The sequence below is a fragment of the Rhizobium sp. S163 genome (assembly GCF_030380805.1).
Lineage (GTDB): Bacteria > Pseudomonadota > Alphaproteobacteria > Rhizobiales > Rhizobiaceae > Rhizobium.
Window position 1 is genome coordinate 157,575 of the sequence record NZ_JAUDSA010000014.1, and the last position, 16,603, is coordinate 174,177.

Genomic DNA, 16,603 nt, shown 5'->3' on the forward strand with positions numbered 1-16,603 from the left:
TCGATTTCTCGTCATGAAGACGCACCGCGCCTCACTTTTTGAACACACCCCAATACTCGTTGAGCGGAGGCGCACTGTTGACCACCAGGCCTTCGACATTGGCGCGGGTGAAGACGATCAGCTTGGGGCTGAACAGATAGGCACCTGGCACGCGCTTGACGATTTCTTCCTGCACTTGCTGATAGAGTGCCTTGCGGGCATCCATATCGACGGTCTGCTGCGCCTTCAAGATAAGCTCGTCAAGCGCCTTGTCCTCAGGCATGCGGAAGGTCATGGCTGTGTCGGCAAGCGACGAAAGATAGCCGATGGTGATGTGCGCGTCGGGATCGTTGTACCAGGGCTGGCGACCGTCAAGTGCTGCGTCGAACTGACCTGCGGTCTGTAAGGCGCGATAGGCCGGAAATTCGGTCTGCTCAATCGTTGCAGTGATGCCGATATCGGCGAGATTGGCCTGAACGAAGGTGGCGACGGCGCCCCACAGCGGACCCTGGAAGCTATAGAGCTTCAGATTGATGGTGGACGGATCGACGCTGGCTTCGGAGAGAAGCTTCTTCGCGAGCTCCGGATCGTAGGCGGGCGCCATATCCTTGATCTTGGGATCGAACGCCCAGCTGTTCGAGGTCAGCGGACCGTAGACGCGCTCGGCCGTGCCGCCGAATACGCCGGTCAGAAGACCGTCATAGTCGATCGCATGCGCAACTGCCTCGCGGACCTTGATATTGGCGAAGGGGCCATCCTTCTTGCTGTTGTTGAATTCCAGCTGGCGAATGATCTGGCTCGACGCCTCGATGATCTTGACGTCCTTGTTGGACTTTAGAGCTTCGATGTCTTCAGCGGCAATGGCCGAGAGCTGGCCCTGCTGCTGCACGACGTCGACACCGCCGCTTTCGAGCTCCAGGCGCCGCGTCGAGGCATCGGGAATGACGCGGTAGATGATGCGCGAGAGCTTCGGCGCGCCGCGGAAATAATCAGGGTTGGCTTCCAGCACGACATTTGTGTCGGCCTGCGCGCTCTTGAAGGAAAATGGTCCGGTGCCGACGGGATTGGCAGCGAACTTGTCACCGAACTTGGCGACAGCAGCCGGGCTGACGATTGCCGACTGCGGCTGCGCGAGGATCGACAGGAATGCCGGATAGGGCTCGGAGAGCGTGATCTTCACCTCGCCCGGCGAGACGACGGCGATGTTCTTGATAAGGTCGAAGGTCGCTTTTACGTAGGAGTTGGTGGCCTTTGTCCGCTCCAGCGAGAACTTGACTGCCGCTGCATCAAAGGCGGTGCCGTCCTGGAACTTCACGCCATCACGCAGCTTGAAATCGAATTCCTTGCCGTCCGCCGAAACGGTCCAGCTGTTGGCGAGACGGCCTTCGAGCTGCTTGAAATCCGGGGCGGTCCAAGCGACCAGCGTGTCGAAGACATTGAGAATGATCTCGCTGCCGATCGGCTCAGCCTTGTTGGTGCCGGGCTCAAGGCTGACGGGATCGGATGGAACGGCGACAACCAGCGTCTTCAGTTGCTCGTCGCTCTGCGCATTTGCGGATCCGGCAAAGATCGGCAAGGCAACGAAGGCCGCGGCGGCAAGTCCTTTAAGCAGTTTCATTCGCACGACCCTTTCATGGTCCGGCAGGGACGCAGACAACGTCTGCCCAAGCCCTTTAACGTCAGCCTTTATAGGCACTCCTCATCTGATATTCCACGAAATATATCATCGCTTTTCCGGCTGTAAAGCCTTGCCTGCCGGCGTTTTGAACAAGTAGCGATTGCGGCCTAATTATTGTGCAAATGCGAAAAGATTATTCTGCATAGCAGCATTCTTGCGAAACATTCAGCCTAATGCCGCCCGTGCCGGGTCGGCACCTGTTGCGACCGGTCGAGTGGGATCACTCACCCAGGCCGACCACGAGCCTGGATACATTGCGGCATCGATGCCGATCGACGCGAGGGCCAAGACCGTGTGTGCTGCTGACATTCCGGCGCCGCAATAGACCCCGACGGGTTTGTGGCCATCGGCGCCAAGCGCCCGGTACATTTCCTTCAGTGTTTCGGTATCTGTGAAATTGCCGTAATCTGTTACATTATCAGGCGCAGGGGCACTCAGCGCATGCGGGATGTGCCCGCGTGGCGGCTGACCGGGCAGCGAGGCGCCGCCAATATAGTTCGGGCGGATGCGGGCATCCAGGAGCACGCCATCGACAGCGAGACGCAGCGCCTCTCCAGGCCCGATCTCGGCCATTTGACCGGCCTTGAGGGTAATGTCGCTCGGCGTTGGACGAGAGACCGCTTCGGTGACGGGGAGGTCGGCTGCCAGCCAAGCTGGAAAGCCGCCGTCGAGCACCCTGACATCAGGCAGCCCGGCCCAACGCAAAACCCACCAGGCCCGCGCAGCCGTCATGCTGCGGTCGGCGTCGTAAATGACGATCGTGCTTTCGCGGCGAAGACCCCAAGCGCGCGCTTTCATCTCGAGCATGGCGATCTCAGGCAACGGGCGCTGCCCTCCTTCGAGCGTGGACGGCGACTGAAAATCCTCATAGGCCTGCGTGTCGATCGCACCTTCAATGCGCTTACCTTTGAATGAAGGCTGCCCTGTGTAGGGGTTGATCGAGTGAACAGCAATCACCGTCACATCGGCGCCAGATGCGCGCATTGCCTGCAACTGAACAGGGGTGAGCAATACGGTCTCGCGCTGCGCGTCTGTCATGTCGGCCTCCAATCGATCCGGTAAGGATCCTGTCTAAATCTACCTTAGAAGCAGATTCGTCGATCGCTCCTCGGATCGCAAGTTAAAATATCTTACGTGATATTCTACGAGGTATTTTCATTGACATTTGCACATTGACGCGCTGCAATATCGATCTGCCAGCTTTGCCGTGATCCGGAGTATCCTCGCTTGACAGTCCTTTCGGTCGAAAATCTTACGACATCCTTCCGCAGAAATGGCGCGTGGACGCCCGTGGTCAACGATGTGAGCTTCAACATCTCGGCGAGCGAGACAGTTGCTATCGTTGGCGAATCCGGCTCGGGCAAGAGCGTCACCGCCATGTCGATCATGCGGCTCCTGCCGGAGCACACGTCGCGCGTGGCGGGCAAGATCACGCTTGGTGGCACCGATATCCTGTCGCTGCCGGAAAAACAGATGCAGGACGTTCGCGGCAACGACATCGCCATGATCTTCCAGGAACCTATGACCTCGCTCAACCCGGTCCTGAGCGTCGGGCGACAGATCGCCGAGGCCATTATCCGCCATCGCGGTTGCTCGAAGAGGCAAGCGCGCGTTGAAGCGGTGCGGCTTCTCGAGCGCGTCCGGATTCCAGCCGCGGCAAGCAGATACGACGACTATCCACATCAGCTCTCCGGCGGCATGCTGCAGCGTGTGATGATCGCAATGGCGCTTGCATGCAAGCCAAAACTCCTGATCGCCGACGAGCCGACCACCGCCCTCGACGTCACCGTTCAAGCGGAGATCCTGCAACTGATCAAGTCGCTGCAGGACGAGGAAAAGATGGCCGTTCTATTCATTACCCACGATATGGGCGTGGTCGCCGAAATCGCAGACCGAACTGTCGTGATGTTCCGCTCGCGCGCGCTGGAGATCGGCAAGACTGAACAGATTTTTGCAAAACCCTCCAACGTCTACACCAAGGCGTTGCTCTCCGCCGTACCAAGGCTCGGCTCGATGGAAGGCCGCGCCTTCCCGGCCACGCTGCCGCTGACGGATACGGACACCGGCGCCGTCTTGCCGGAGCGCGAGATCGAGGGCACCGTAGAGAACAATAAGCGCCCCATTCTCGAGGTCCGCAATCTTGTTACCCGCTTCGATATCAAGTCCGGCCTTTTCGGGCGTGTCAGCAGCCGCGTGCATGCAGTTGAAAACGTCTCCTTCGATCTACACGCGGGCGAAACGCTATCGCTGGTCGGTGAATCCGGCTGCGGCAAGTCCACCACCGGCCGCTCCGTGCTGCGTCTGGTCGAACCTGTCAGCGGCTCCATCCATATCAACGGACAGGATATCCGGGCGCTGGACCGCAGCAGCCTCTTGAAGCAGCGCCAGCATATGCAGATGATCTTCCAGGATCCGTTTTCGAGCCTCAACCCGAGAATGCGGGTTGGCGACGCCATTATCGAGCCGATGGTCACCCACGGCCTGGCGACTACGAAAGAGGCGCGCGAGAAGGTCGCGGATCTGATGGTGCGCGTCGGTCTTCAGGCCGACATGGCGCGACGCTTCCCGCATGAGTTCTCGGGTGGACAGAGGCAGCGCATCAGTATAGCCCGCGCGCTCACCCTCAATCCCGGCCTGATCGTCGCCGATGAAGCTGTCTCCGCACTCGACGTTTCGATCAAGGCGCAGGTCGTGAACCTGATGATGGACCTGCAGGAGCAGTTGAAGATCGCCTACCTCTTCATCAGTCACGACATGGCTGTCGTCGAACGCGTCAGCCATCGCGTAGCGGTTATGTATCTCGGCGAGATCGTAGAGATTGGTACGCGCGAACAGATCTTCGGCAATCCGCAACATGCCTATACCCGCAGGCTGTTGAGCGCGGTTCCGATCGCCGATCCGGCTCGCCGCCATATTCGCCGCGCACCAGCCGGCGGCGAGATCGGCAGTGCCGTCAGACCGGCTGACTACCAGCCACCTGTTGCCCGCTACAACGAGCCGGCACCCGGCCACCTCGTCAAGGTCGCCTGAGGCGACCAGGAGAGATCAAAGCGTCAGCCCCACCTGCCCCGCTGCGACAAGCGCGCCCAGTATCCCCTGGCGGGTATTTTCATTGTGCTCGACCACGGCGTCGCGCGCCTTTTCGGCATCGCGCTGGCGCAGCGCCGACACGATGCGGTGATGATCGTCATTCGTCTCCGGATTTATGTCGCGGACCTGTGCGCCCATATAAAACAGCCGCGCGCATTCCTCCAGATGGCTCATGATCAAGGCATAGAGCCGCGGATTGCGGGAGCCCCGCGCGATGGCGGAGTGGAACTCCTGATTGGAATCGACAAAGGTCTTGGTGCTGACCTCCTCGCCGATCACATAGCTGACATCGGCGAGTTGATCGAGCAGATCGAGATCTGTATCGGAAAGGTTTTTGGCGGCAAGTGCTGCAGCAGTCCCTTCCAGCATGCCGCGAATGGCAAAAAGATCGTTCATGTCCTTCACCGTCACCGGTGTCACACGATAGCCGCGCCGCGGATAGGCTTCCATGAAACCTTCGACGCAAAGTCGCGCCAGCGCTTCGCGCACCGGCGTCTTGCTCACCGACAGCTGCTCGGCCAGTTCCGGCTCCGAGACCTCCATGCCGGGCGCGAGGTCGCCTGTGATGATGCGCTCGCGAAGAACGGCATAGGCCGTTTCCGTCAGCGACTTTCCGCGCTTGCCGCTCGACGTGTCCGCTTTAATCAAAATCAATCTCCGTTTCCGATTCCGGCGGCGCAATCCGTCGAGCCCAGCATCAACATAGGCGAGCAATCCGCCAATTTCCACGAACAGTTCACGTAGGCATGCCTGGACCAACAGAACTTTGACAGGGTCGATTTTCTGATATACTACGTAATATATTTAGTAGACGCAATGCTGTCCCCCAACAGGTATCGCCTTGTCAGAAATTCTCGTTATCAATCCCAACAGCTCCGTCTCGGTCACCCGATCGATGGAAACATGCCTGGGCATCGTTCGCGACGCCAGCTGCCATGACATCCGTTGCACGGAACTGCAGAAGTCCCCACCCGGTATCGAGACCGACGCCCATGTGGCGGCGGTAATACCCAACATCCTCGAAGCCGTCGCAATCTCCGACGCCGACGCCTTCGTGCTTTCATGCTTTTCCGATCCAGGCATTGCTGCCGTTAGAAAGGCAACAACACGCCCCGTCATCGGCATTGCCGAGGCTGCCTATCTTGCGGCTCTTGGCCTCGGCCAGAATTTCGGCATCGTGTCACTCGGGCAATCCTCCATCGACCGTCACCTCCGCTATCTTAAAGCCCTCGGCTTTGACGGTCGGCTGGCCGGGGATCGCTCCATCGACATGACTGTTGTCGAACTCATGGCTGGCGACGTGGTCGAAACAGTCGCCCGCACGGCGCGCCTTTTGCGCGACGAAGACGGTGCTGATGTGGTCATCCTCGGCTGCGCTGGTCTCGGCGGCTATCGCCAAGCGATGCAGGACGCGTTGCGCATTCCCGTCATCGATCCGGTACAGGCCGGCGTCGCGCTGGCATGCACCACCCTCGACCTTCGATACGCAAGGCAAGCATCATGACCTATGATATTGTTATCAGCGGCACTGCCGTCCTGCCTGAAGGACGGCTCGACAACGCCTGGATCGCCATCCGCGATGGCAAGATCGCGGCCATCGGCACCGGTGAAGCGCCCGATGCCGCACAAAGCTTCGACGCCGGCGCCGACCTCATCATTCCCGGTGTTATCGACGGCCAGACCCACGCTTGTAGTTATGGCGGCCTTCCGGGCATCCGCTCGACGACACGCTCGGCGGTGGCCGGTGGCATTACGACCATTGTCGACATGCCCTATGACAATCCAGATCCGCTCAACTCGGTCGCAAGGCTGAATGCCAAGGTCGCAGCGATCCGCGAGCATGCCCATACCAACGTCGCGCTGTACGCTACAGTGATGCCTGGCCAGGCAATCGACGAGATCGACGCTCTGATCGCAGGGGGCGTCGTCGCCTTCAAGATTTCGACCTTCGAAAGCAGCCCTACCCGCTTTCCGCGTATCTCATCCAACCAGACTTTGGAGATCTTCACAGCGCTGGCTGAGACCGCGATCCCGCTCGGCGTGCACAATGAAGACCAGGAAATTGTCCGCGCCAATATCGCTGCGGCCAAGGCCGCTGGGCGCGATGGCATCGAGGCGCATTCCCAAAGCCGGCCACCGGCCGCCGAGATGGCCGCGACCGCCCAGTTCCTCGAACTCGGAGCCGCCGCCGGCGCGCACGCACACATCGTGCACCTGACGACGACACGCGGCTTCGATCTCGTCGAAAACTATCTGAACGACGGCTATCGCGCCACTGGTGAACTCTGCATCCACTATCTGTGGCTCGACCCCGAGATCGATGGGCCCGCACTCGGCGCCAAGATGAAAGTCAATCCGCCGATCCGCCCTGGTCAGATCGAGTTTCTCTGGGATGATGTCGTCTCCGGCCGCGTCGCCTTCGTGAGCTCCGACCATTCGAGTTGGCCGATCGACAACAAGTTCACAACATCGATCTTCGATGCCGGCGCAGGTGTTCCAGGCCTCGAGACCTTGCTACCGGCCTTTTATACCGGAGCCGAGATACGCGGTTTTGACGCAGTGACCTTGACCGTCGCGCAGCTGTGCGAACGCCCCGCCAAATTCTTCGGCCTTTGGCCGCAAAAGGGAGCGCTCATCGTCGGCGCGGATGCCGATATCGCCATTGTCAAGTCGCAAGCGCAGGTGTGGGACGCGTCCAGAGCCCATGATGAGCTCCGCTGGAGCCCCTTTGACGGCCGCGAATTCAGCGTTCGCGTCGCGCGCACCTATGTCGGCGGCAAGCTCGCCTATGATGGCACGGATATCGTCAACGCACCCGGCGATGGCCAGTATGTCGGCCGTGGCAATTCCGCCTGGTTCTGAGTGCTCTCGCAAGGATTATTCATGTCACATATCACAGCCGACACTTCAGGCGTCTTCGTCATAGCCTGCACCCCCTTCGACGAGAACGGTGCGATCGACGCAGCCAGCATCGACAGCATGGTCGATTTCTATTACGAAAGAGGCACCGACGGCCTGACGATCCTGGGCATGATGGGCGAAGCGCCGAAGCTGACCCAGGCCGAATCGATCGAGGTGACGCGCCGGACCCTGGCGCGCTCGGCCGGCAAACCTGTCGTTGTCGGCGTGTCCGCCCCCGGCCTTGCCGCGATCGGCGAACTGACGAAAGCGGTCATGGATATCGGTGCAGCCGGTGTCATGGTCGCGCCGCCGTCCAGCCTGCGGACCGACGACCAGATCGTCACATATTATCGCAATGTCGTCGAAACGATCGGCACCGATGTTCCCGTCGTACTGCAGGACTTTCCGCTGGCGACTGGCGTCCAGATCAGCTCGAAAACGCTTGGCGTGATCTTCGAGGCGCATCCGAGCATCGTCATGCTGAAGCATGAAGACTGGCCGGGCTTGCAGAAGGTTGCCGACCTGCGTGCCGCCGAGGCAAAGGGCCGTCGGCGCGTCTCGATCCTTTGTGGCAACGCCGGCGTGTTCCTGCCAGAAGAAATGCAGCGCGGTGCCGACGGCGCAATGACCGGCTTCGCCTACCCCGAAATGATGGTGGGCGTTTGCAAACTGAGCAATGAAGGCCGGCATGAGGAGGCGCATGACCTCTTTGACGCCTATCTGCCATTGATGCGCTACGAGCAACAGCCTGGCCTCGGCCTCGCCGTTCGCAAATATGTATTGGCCAAGCGCGGTGCGATCGCCAGCGCCACCCAGCGTCGCCCCGGTGCTGCACTCAACGCGGCGGCGGTGGCTGAAGTCGAGCGGCTGATCGCCCGCCAGGAAAAGAAACTAGGAGCTTTGAACTGATGGACCTGCAGATCTCTGGTAAGAAGGCACTCGTTCTCGGCGCCAGCCGTGGTCTCGGCGCCGCCATCGCGGCCGGCCTCGCAGCAGAAGGTGTCAAGGTCTTTGCAGCGGCGCGCAGCGCTGACAAGATCAAGGCGACCGACAACATCATACCTGTCGCCGTCGACCTTTCCGACGCCGTCTCGGTGGCTGCCCTGGTCGAGATGCTGACGAGCCAGGGCGGCGTCGATATCGTCGTCAACAATTCCGGGGGCCCCAAGGCCGGTCCGGCGCTCGGTCAGTCGACCGAAAGCTGGGTTGACGCCTTCCAGTCGATGGCGACCTCCATCTTTTCGATCACCGACGCCATGTTGGCCGGAATGATTTCCCGCAAATGGGGGCGCGTCATTACGATCGGTTCTTCTGGTGTCGTCCAGCCGATCGCAAATCTAGCGTTGTCGAACGGTGTGCGCGCAGCTATCGCCGGCTGGTCAAAGACGCTGGCCTCCGAGGTTGCCCGTCACGGCATCACGGTGAACATGATCCTGCCCGGCCGCATCGCCACCGACCGCGTTCGCGAACTCGACGGGATCAAGGCCGAAAAGACAGGCGCCTCGATCGAGGCGGTCGAGGAAGCGTCGCGCAACGAAATCCCGGTTGGCCGTTATGGCAACCCGTCGGAATTTGCAGCCGTTGCCGTTTTCCTGGCAAGCTCTCAGGCAAGCTATGTCACAGGATCGTCAATCCGGGTCGATGGCGGCATGATCAGGGGTCTGTAAGCGATGACCGATTTCGATGCTGTTTATGAGCGCCGCGGCACAGGCAGCTCGAAGTGGAGCAAGTATCCGACAGACATTCTGCCCATGTGGGTCGCCGACATGGACTTTCCAGCAGCACCCGAGATCTTGGAGGCCATACGCAACCGCCTCGAACATCCGATGCTCGGCTACGGCGTTGCCCGCGACGAGCTGCGCGCCCGCATTGTCGAGGACATGCAATCGAAATACCACTGGTCGATCACGCCTGAGGACATCGTATTTTTGCCGGGCGTCGAGCCAGGGTTCAATATGGGTTTGAAAGCGATGCTCGAGCCCGGCGATGGTCTGGTGGTGCAGACGCCGGTCTACCGCCCAATCCTCAATGCACCGTCTCACTGGGGCCTCGTGCGTAATGACGTGCCGCTACGACAAACCGAGCACGGCTATGTGATGGATGTCGATCCGCTGGCCGCAGCGCTTTCGCAGTCGCGTGCGCTGCTTTTGTGCAATCCGCAGAACCCGACAGGCAAGGTGTTCACGAAAGACGAGCTCACCGAGATCGCCACGCTCTGCCGGGACAATGACGCGTTGATTATCTCCGACGAGATCCATTGCGACCTGCTGTTCGACGGTCGCCATCATATCCCGATCGCCACACTGTCTGAGGAAACGGCGAACCGGACCATCACCCTGATGGCGGCCAGCAAGACCTTCAACATAGCCGGCCTGAAAACCGCCTTTGCGATCATCCAGAACAAGTCGATCAGAGAACGCTTCGTGCTCTCGAAGCTTGGAATGGTCGATAGCGTCAATGTTCTCGGCCTTGAGGCAACCCTTGCAGCCTACACCCATGCCTCCGGCTGGAAAGCTCGGATGCTTTCCTACATCCAGGCCAACCGTGACTATCTCTCACAACAGGTGGCGTTACGTTTCCCCGCTATTCGACTAATCAAGGCAGAAGCGACGTTTCTTGCCTGGCTCGACTGCAGCGAACTAGGGCTCGCAGGCGATCCGCAGGCCTTCTTTCTAGAACATGGCAAAGTGGGGTTCAGCGCCGGATCAGAGTTCGGTGCGGCCTATGGAGACTACGTCCGTGTCAATTTCGGCTGCCCACGAGCGTTGCTGAGCGAGGGCCTCGACAGAATGGAACGGGCACTGGGCAAGCGCTAGATCCTTGTAAAGTCAGGGTCTAGCCAGCCAGCGCGTGGGTGGCATGCTGACGGTTAAGTGTCCAGACATACGCTACGAAACTGCAGCGATGCATTGGCAATGACATTCGCCTAATGATTGCCATCTATTGGTATTCTCGCACCGTGCGATAAACACACATCCGCACCCATGTCAAAGTGTCAGGGGCCAACTCCCTCCCCATCCACTCGCCTAGTCCTCGTTTACCGCTGCCAGGAGCCAATCGCGAAACGCACCCACCACCGGTCGGGCCTCGTTGCGTCGGGGATAAACAAGGAAGTGGTTGGCTTCGGTAAGCGCCACCGCCCTTCCAGCAAATGGCTGGACGAGACGGCCGCTTGACAGCTCGCGCTCGGCGAGCTTGACGGCTTCGAGGCATACGCCCATGCCGTCCGCGGCTGCCGCTATTGCCATGAAGCTGCGATCGAAGCGAAGTGCCGGCTGGCGCGGCATCGCCGATCCATTGGCGTAAAACCAGTCCGACCAGCTCACATTCTTGATCATGCTTCTGATCAGAGGTACGCGATGCAAATCCTCGATCGTTAGTAGCTCTTGCGCCATTTCGGGCGTACACATGGGCTGGACTTCGACCGGCCCAAGCGAATGGATCACCAGTCCCTCGTCGGAAGAGCTCAAGCCATAGACGATATCGACGTCGAACTGGTCTTGAGCGAAATGCACGGGCTTGGTGTCGGCCGAAATCGTTACCTCGAAACCAGGATTGTCGATCAAAAACCTGGTAAGGCGCGGCGCAAGCCACTGCGCTGCAAAGCTTGGAGACGAATGCAGGCGCAATACTACAGACTGGCGCGCTGACAGCGTGTCCATCGCCCCCCGCAACAGCGCCATGGCCTCGACGACCGGCCGCTGGAACATCACCCCATCTGCGGTCAGGCGCAGTTCGCCGTGGCTGCGATCAAACAGCAGCGTACCGATCTCGCGTTCCAGCTTGGTAATCGCGTGGCTAACGGCGCTGGGAGAAAGGTTCAGATCCCTGGCGGCAAGCTTGAACGAGAGATGCCGCGCCGCGGCCTCGAAAGCATGCAGCCCGCCGATTGGAATCCGTTTCATCTGTTGTCGACCCGTCCGTTTCGCCGTCGTGGCAGCGCTATGACATTTTGCCCGCTTGCGAAAGCGAAATGAGAAAAATTCATCTGCCCGGATATGATTTCATCCGTGGCCATCATTGCTTGTCCTGAAAATAGCAAGGGCGCAAAACGCGGCGTCACTCGGCCTGCGTCAATTTGCGCAGGCCTCCCAATCACGCCGACTTTTGCCGCAAGGCAGTGTCTTTCTGTGAGGCAATCTTGTTATCTAATCGAGGCGCGAAGATCGCGCAGACTGTGTTCGGGGCGGTGCTATCGCTCCTAGGCTTATACTTTGCCGCGAATGGCGGCTGGCTGGTGACCCTGGGCGGCACCTTCTACTATCTCATCGTCGGTCTCTTGATGGTCGTCAGCGGCGTTCAGGTGGCGCGCGGTCGCAATTCCGGCTTTATCATCTATTTCCTCGCCTGGACCCTGACGCTGGTCTGGAGCTTCGTTGAATCCGGGCTTGATCCGTGGAAGCTCGAAGTACGGCTCTTCGCACCCAGTGTCCTGCTTGCCGCCTTCCTGCTGCCAGGACTAGGGATCGGCATCAAGGCTGCCAGCCCGCGCTTCTGGCGCGGCTTCCAGGCCGTGACGGGTGTCGTTGCCGTGCTCTTGGTCGGCGCCATCCTATACGCCGCCTATGGCCCTGCTTCAGGCGAGACCACGCAGATCACAGCTCAGAAAGCTCCAATGAGCCCGACGGAGTGGGTGCACTACGGCAATGATGCCGGCCAGAGCCGCTTCGCCGATCTGGCCCAGATCACGCCGGATAATGTCAACAAGTTGCAGGTCGCCTGGAGCTCGCATTCGGGCGACCTGCCCGATGAGATGGAGCTGCATCGCAAGGGTCGCGAGTATCACTCTGAATCGACCCCCATAAAGATCGGCAACACGCTCTATAGCTGCACACCGCACTCCTGGGTTATCGCAACCGATGCCACCACCGGCAAGGTGAAGTGGACATTCGATCCCAAGCTACCCCGCACCAATCCCTACATCGTTTGCCGTGGCGTGAGCTACTACGACGCCCCTCAGGCGGACAGTTGCAAGGCCCGCGTCTTTGCGCCGACGATGGACGGTCGCATTTATGCACTCGATGCCGATAGCGGGCAGATCTGCGATGGTTTCGGCCAGAATGGCTTCATCGATCTCAAGGACCAGACTGGCAAGGACAACAATGGCAAATCCTGGGGCGGTGGTTGGCAGGTCTCGACCTCCACGCCGCTGGTCATGAACGATCGCCTTGTTGTCGGCAGCCGCGTGATCGACAATATGTCCACGGATGAGCCCTCGGGCGTCGTGCGCGCCTTCGATCCCCTTGACGGACATCAGGTCTGGGCCTGGGACGTCGGCCGCTCGGAGGATGCCCTGCCCGGCCGCCTGCCGGAGGGTGAAGTCTACACCAAGGGCACGCCCAATGTCTGGGGCACCATCACCGGCGATGCCAAGTTGAACCTGGTCTATCTTGGAACCGGCAACGCCGCCCCCGACTACTACACTGCCTTCCGCCGCCCTTTTGACAACAAGTTCGGCACCTCGCTCGTCGCACTTGACGTTACGACCGGCAAGTTGCGCTGGCATTACCAGCTCGTGCATAACGACATGTGGGACTTTGACGTGCCGGTCGGCCCGTCGCTATTTGACATGCCTGATGGCACGCCCGCGCTCATCCAGACGACCAAGATGGGCGAGGTCTTCATGTTCAACCGTGCAACAGGCGAGCCTTTGGTTGAGACCAAGGAAATGCCCTTTACGACAAACGGTGCAGCACCGAACGTTCCAGTTTCACCGACCCAGCCAGTTCCAGTGGGAATGCCCTCGCTCGTACCAGACAAGCTGACGGAGCAGGATATGTGGGGCGCAACGCCAATCGATCAGCTCGCATGCCGCATCGATTTTGCACGCGCACGCAACGAAGGCATCTTCACGCCGATCGGCCCAACACGTTCAATCGGTAACCCGGCCTTCGACGGTGTGACGGACTGGGGCGGCGCTTCGGTCGATCCAGTCAACAAAATCATGTACGTCAACACGATGAACATGCCGTTCTATTTCCAGCTGGTTGACCGCAACACGCCTTACGGCAAGGAACTCCTCAAGCAAAAGAGCAGCGGCGGTGAAAACGCCCAGAAACTCGACGTGCGCCTGCAGGAAAACACGCCCTATCTGGCAACCCTTCGCGCATGGCTCAGCCCCTTCATGGTGCCTTGCGTCCCGCCGCCATGGGGACAGCTGGTGGCGATCGACCTCAAGACGCAAAAGGTGCTTTGGCGCAAGACGCTCGGCAATGCTCGCAAGAACAACGCCTTCGGCCTGACGCAGAACTTGCCGCTACCAACAGGCACACCCAATCTTGGTGGTTCGTTGGCGACCGCCGGCGGTCTGGTGTTCATCGGCGCCACCACCGATAATTATGTCCGGGCATTCGACGCCCATACAGGCAAGGAAGTCTGGCGCTATAGCCTGCCTGCCGGCGGCCAGGCCAACCCGATGAGCTACGTGGGTGAAGATGGTCGTCAGTATGTCGTCATCACCGCTGGTGGCCACGGCGCGCTCGGCACCACCTATGGCGACGAAACGATTGCCTTCGCACTGCCGAAGTAATCTCGAAGAGGTTTGCCCGCTCGACGAAAAGTCGAGTGGGCTGACGTGCACCGCAATGATTGCATGTGCACGACATTCATGCGGGCAGCAGCCGGTATGAAACGCTGCGGCAGGATAGAACGTCCTGCCGCAGCAGCGTTGCCGCCACGCGCAGAGCTGGCGGTGTCTGAAACCAAGCACGAAAGGAATAGAACCATGACATGGTCTGCACCAAAATTCATCGAAGTCGCCTGCGGAATGGAAATCAATCGCTACGCACCTGCTGATGGTGGTGAACCGATCCTGTTCTAAGCAGATGAAGCGGGCAAGCGGACCGATGGTTCTAAGAGCCCGCTGCGTTAAGTCTGCCGACGATAGCTGTGTCTGGCGTTCACGAGGCGCATCGATACATCTGTCGCCGGCAACGCCGCATCACCAGGGTTCGGTTGTCCGCCGGTGATAAACGACAATGAGCTTCTCCAAGGGCAGCGTAACAGCTAATGCTGCCTGAGTGGGCATGCTGCCCGAAGCAATGCGGGGCCTTGCCCAACAATTGAAAGCGAACAGACGATGTCGTTGAACCGGATCCTCCCGCCGATCGCTGCAGTGGCGGCGCTTGTTTGCTGCTCCGTGTGGGCGGCGCAGCCCGAACACGATCCCGCGCCCTCGGGAGCCTACGTGTCGGACCCCGCTCATTCAAGCGTGATCTGGAAGGTCAACCATCTCGGCCTCTCCAACTATACCGCTCGCTTTACCCGCATGACGGCGGAACTGGACTGGCACGCAGAACGTCCTGAAACATCCTCGGTCGCAGCAACCATAGACCCGCTATCCGTCCAGACGAATTTCCCCTTTCCTGAACGCGAGGATTTCGACAAGGAGATTGGCACCGAAGACAGGTTTCTGGCCGGGAAGCCAATCCGCTTCGTCTCGAAAGAGATTACCGCCATCGATTCGCACCATGGAACGGTTGCGGGCGATCTGACATTTCGCGGCGAAACCCATCCTGCCGTGTTGAACGTCACGTTCAACGGTTCAATGGCGCGCCAGCCCGCCGCCGACAGCCCGAAGATCGGATTTTCCGCCGAGTTGATTTTCAAACGCAGTGAATGGGGCCTCGCTCCGAAGATCAAGTCCGTCGGCGACGAGGTGACCGTCGTCATCGAAACGGAACTCCGGCCGGCTCAGGCGTCCAATCACGCGCAATAAGGAGCCCGGCGAATAGCGGAACTTACGAGCAAGCCAATGTTCGGCGCTGCTCATAATCTTGTCGACGTCTTGTCTTTTTCGGCGTTTTAAACTCAACGTTACGGATGGAATGTTGGTGCGACGATAAGGAATTATGCCATGGAAGATGTCCGTCTAAGCAAGAGTGAACTGAACAGCCGCGTCATGGCCATCCTGCTGAAGGCCGGGCTGAGCGAGTTCCAGGCAAAATCGGTTGCCGACGTCATCGTGGCCGGCGAAGCCGACGGCGCCAAGTCGCACGGCATCTACCGGTTGGATGGCGTTCTGCGCACCGTCAAGGCGGGCAAGGTCAATCCGGCAGCTACGGCGCATGTCGACAGCAGCGAAACCTCGGCGATCGTAAAGGTCAATGCGGGCGGCGGCTTTGCCAATCCGGCTTTCGAGCTTGGGCTCCCTCATCTTGTCGAGCGAGCAAACAAGTTCGGCATCGCGGCCCTCGTCATCAACGACTGCACGCATTTTTCGGCACTATGGTGGGAAGTTGAAGCCGTCACCCGTCACGGCCTTGCCTGCCTTGCCATGTGTCCAAGTTATGCGACCGTGGCGCCGACAGGCGGCAGCAAGCCGCTGCTCGGTACCAATCCGTTTGCCTTCGGCTGGCCACGCAACGAGGCCTTCCCATATGTGTTCGACTTCGCGACTTCGGTCGCCGCGCGAGGGGAGATCGAGCTGCATCGTCGTGCTGGAAAGCCCTTGCCTGAGGGCTGGGCGATCGATCCCGACGGTAACCCGACCACGGAACCGGAAGCGGCGCTGGCCGGCGCCATGCTGCCGTTCGGTGGCCATAAGGGATCGTCGATCGGAACGATGATCGAGCTTCTCGCCGGCATCATGATCGGTGACCTGACAAGCTCGGAAGCACTCGACTATCTCGGCACCACCACGCTTGCGCCGCTGCATGGCGAGCTCGTCATCGCGATGTCGCCTCAGGCGTTCGCTGCCGGTCGCACTGGTGACCCCTTCGCGCGCGCCGAAATGCTGTTCGATGCCATTGTCGGGAGCGGCGCGCGGCTGCCGTCGCAACGGCGGTTCACAGCGCGCCAGAAATCCGATGTCGAGGGGATCGTGCTGACGGCGGCGGAAACCGAGCAGTTGGAGCGTCTGCTCGACAAGGGGCTCGACGCCGTGGCCTGACCACGGCCTCAAGGCACGAAATGAAAAGGGCCCCGGTGGGGCCCTTTTTTACTTTTGACTTTGTG

14 protein-coding genes are annotated in these 16,603 nt (G+C 60.0%); 10 read left to right on the forward strand and 4 right to left on the reverse strand.

Annotated elements, in window-relative coordinates; genetic code table 11:
- Positions 1–31 precede the first annotated feature (31 nt).
- Positions 32–1,597, reverse strand: coding sequence for an ABC transporter substrate-binding protein (locus QTL96_RS13620; RefSeq protein WP_289728044.1), 1,566 nt, complete (start codon positions 1,595–1,597; stop codon positions 32–34).
- Positions 1,598–1,822: 225 nt separating this feature from the next.
- Complete coding sequence (locus QTL96_RS13625; RefSeq protein ID WP_289728045.1) at positions 1,823–2,695, reverse strand: rhodanese-like domain-containing protein; 873 nt, start codon at positions 2,693–2,695, stop codon at positions 1,823–1,825.
- 189 nt (positions 2,696–2,884) lie between these two features.
- Between QTL96_RS13625 and QTL96_RS13630 the strand changes: the two genes are divergently transcribed.
- On the forward strand, positions 2,885–4,687 hold the full coding sequence (locus QTL96_RS13630; RefSeq protein ID WP_289728046.1) for an ABC transporter ATP-binding protein: 1,803 nt from the start codon (positions 2,885–2,887) through the stop codon (positions 4,685–4,687).
- 15 nt (positions 4,688–4,702) lie between these two features.
- Here the strand turns inward: QTL96_RS13630 and QTL96_RS13635 are convergent, their stop codons facing one another.
- Positions 4,703–5,395 (reverse strand): GntR family transcriptional regulator, encoded by a 693-nt coding sequence (locus QTL96_RS13635; protein ID WP_289728047.1) that lies wholly within the window; start codon positions 5,393–5,395, stop codon positions 4,703–4,705.
- A 193-nt stretch (positions 5,396–5,588) separates the two neighbouring features.
- On the opposite strand from QTL96_RS13635, the gene QTL96_RS13640 reads away from it, so the two are divergent.
- The 5 genes from QTL96_RS13640 to QTL96_RS13660 are packed head-to-tail and all read left to right on the forward strand — an operon-like array spanning position 5,589 to position 10,464.
- A complete protein-coding gene (locus QTL96_RS13640; RefSeq protein ID WP_289728048.1) occupies positions 5,589–6,251 on the forward strand; it encodes an aspartate/glutamate racemase family protein in 663 nt (220 codons plus the stop codon).
- Complete coding sequence (locus QTL96_RS13645) at positions 6,248–7,609, forward strand: amidohydrolase family protein (RefSeq protein WP_289728049.1); 1,362 nt, start codon at positions 6,248–6,250, stop codon at positions 7,607–7,609. The genes QTL96_RS13640 and QTL96_RS13645 overlap by 4 nt, the downstream gene beginning before the upstream one ends.
- A gap of 21 nt (positions 7,610–7,630) precedes the next feature.
- Positions 7,631–8,557 (forward strand): dihydrodipicolinate synthase family protein, encoded by a 927-nt coding sequence (locus tag QTL96_RS13650; RefSeq protein WP_113198918.1) that lies wholly within the window; start codon positions 7,631–7,633, stop codon positions 8,555–8,557.
- Positions 8,557–9,315 (forward strand): SDR family oxidoreductase, encoded by a 759-nt coding sequence (locus QTL96_RS13655; protein WP_112823184.1) that lies wholly within the window; start codon positions 8,557–8,559, stop codon positions 9,313–9,315. The genes QTL96_RS13650 and QTL96_RS13655 overlap by 1 nt, the downstream gene beginning before the upstream one ends.
- A gap of 3 nt (positions 9,316–9,318) precedes the next feature.
- On the forward strand, positions 9,319–10,464 hold the full coding sequence (locus QTL96_RS13660; RefSeq protein ID WP_289728050.1) for a MalY/PatB family protein: 1,146 nt from the start codon (positions 9,319–9,321) through the stop codon (positions 10,462–10,464).
- 210 nt (positions 10,465–10,674) lie between these two features.
- Here QTL96_RS13660 and QTL96_RS13665 read toward each other — a convergent pair whose 3' ends face one another.
- Positions 10,675–11,553, reverse strand: a complete 879-nt coding sequence (locus QTL96_RS13665) for a LysR substrate-binding domain-containing protein (protein ID WP_289728051.1) — start codon at positions 11,551–11,553, stop codon at positions 10,675–10,677.
- Positions 11,554–11,789: 236 nt separating this feature from the next.
- Here QTL96_RS13665 and QTL96_RS13670 point away from each other — a divergent pair, with 236 nt between their 5' ends.
- The 4 genes from QTL96_RS13670 to QTL96_RS13685 all read left to right on the forward strand — a co-directional run bounded on the left by QTL96_RS13670 (position 11,790) and on the right by QTL96_RS13685 (position 16,538).
- Positions 11,790–14,177 (forward strand): membrane-bound PQQ-dependent dehydrogenase, glucose/quinate/shikimate family, encoded by a 2,388-nt coding sequence (locus QTL96_RS13670; RefSeq protein ID WP_289728052.1) that lies wholly within the window; start codon positions 11,790–11,792, stop codon positions 14,175–14,177.
- A gap of 195 nt (positions 14,178–14,372) precedes the next feature.
- Entirely contained in the window at positions 14,373–14,468 is a 96-nt protein-coding gene (gene pqqA, locus QTL96_RS13675) for a pyrroloquinoline quinone precursor peptide PqqA (RefSeq protein WP_112944020.1), read from the forward strand.
- Between the two features lie 258 nt (positions 14,469–14,726).
- A complete protein-coding gene (locus tag QTL96_RS13680) occupies positions 14,727–15,365 on the forward strand; it encodes a YceI family protein (protein ID WP_289728053.1) in 639 nt (212 codons plus the stop codon).
- A gap of 138 nt (positions 15,366–15,503) precedes the next feature.
- Positions 15,504–16,538 carry an Ldh family oxidoreductase gene (locus QTL96_RS13685; protein WP_289728054.1) on the forward strand — a complete coding sequence of 345 codons (1,035 nt, stop codon included), beginning with the start codon at positions 15,504–15,506 and terminating at the stop codon, positions 16,536–16,538.
- Positions 16,539–16,603: the final 65 nt, after the last annotated feature.

Excerpts from the sequence above, each read along its gene's own strand:
- QTL96_RS13620 (WP_289728044.1), bottom strand. The coding sequence starts at position 1,597 with ATGAAACTGCTTAAAGGACTTGCCGCCGCGGCCTTCGTTGCCTTGCCG.
- QTL96_RS13625 (WP_289728045.1), bottom strand. The coding sequence starts at position 2,695 with ATGACAGACGCGCAGCGCGAGACCGTATTGCTCACCCCTGTTCAGTTG.
- QTL96_RS13645 (WP_289728049.1), top strand. The coding sequence starts at position 6,248 with ATGACCTATGATATTGTTATCAGCGGCACTGCCGTCCTGCCTGAAGGA.
- QTL96_RS13650 (WP_113198918.1), top strand. The coding sequence starts at position 7,631 with ATGTCACATATCACAGCCGACACTTCAGGCGTCTTCGTCATAGCCTGC.
- QTL96_RS13655 (WP_112823184.1), top strand. The coding sequence starts at position 8,557 with ATGGACCTGCAGATCTCTGGTAAGAAGGCACTCGTTCTCGGCGCCAGC.
- QTL96_RS13660 (WP_289728050.1), top strand. The coding sequence starts at position 9,319 with ATGACCGATTTCGATGCTGTTTATGAGCGCCGCGGCACAGGCAGCTCG.
- QTL96_RS13665 (WP_289728051.1), bottom strand. The coding sequence starts at position 11,553 with ATGAAACGGATTCCAATCGGCGGGCTGCATGCTTTCGAGGCCGCGGCG.
- pqqA (WP_112944020.1), top strand. The coding sequence starts at position 14,373 with ATGACATGGTCTGCACCAAAATTCATCGAAGTCGCCTGCGGAATGGAA.
- QTL96_RS13680 (WP_289728053.1), top strand. The coding sequence starts at position 14,727 with ATGTCGTTGAACCGGATCCTCCCGCCGATCGCTGCAGTGGCGGCGCTT.
- QTL96_RS13685 (WP_289728054.1), top strand. The coding sequence starts at position 15,504 with ATGGAAGATGTCCGTCTAAGCAAGAGTGAACTGAACAGCCGCGTCATG.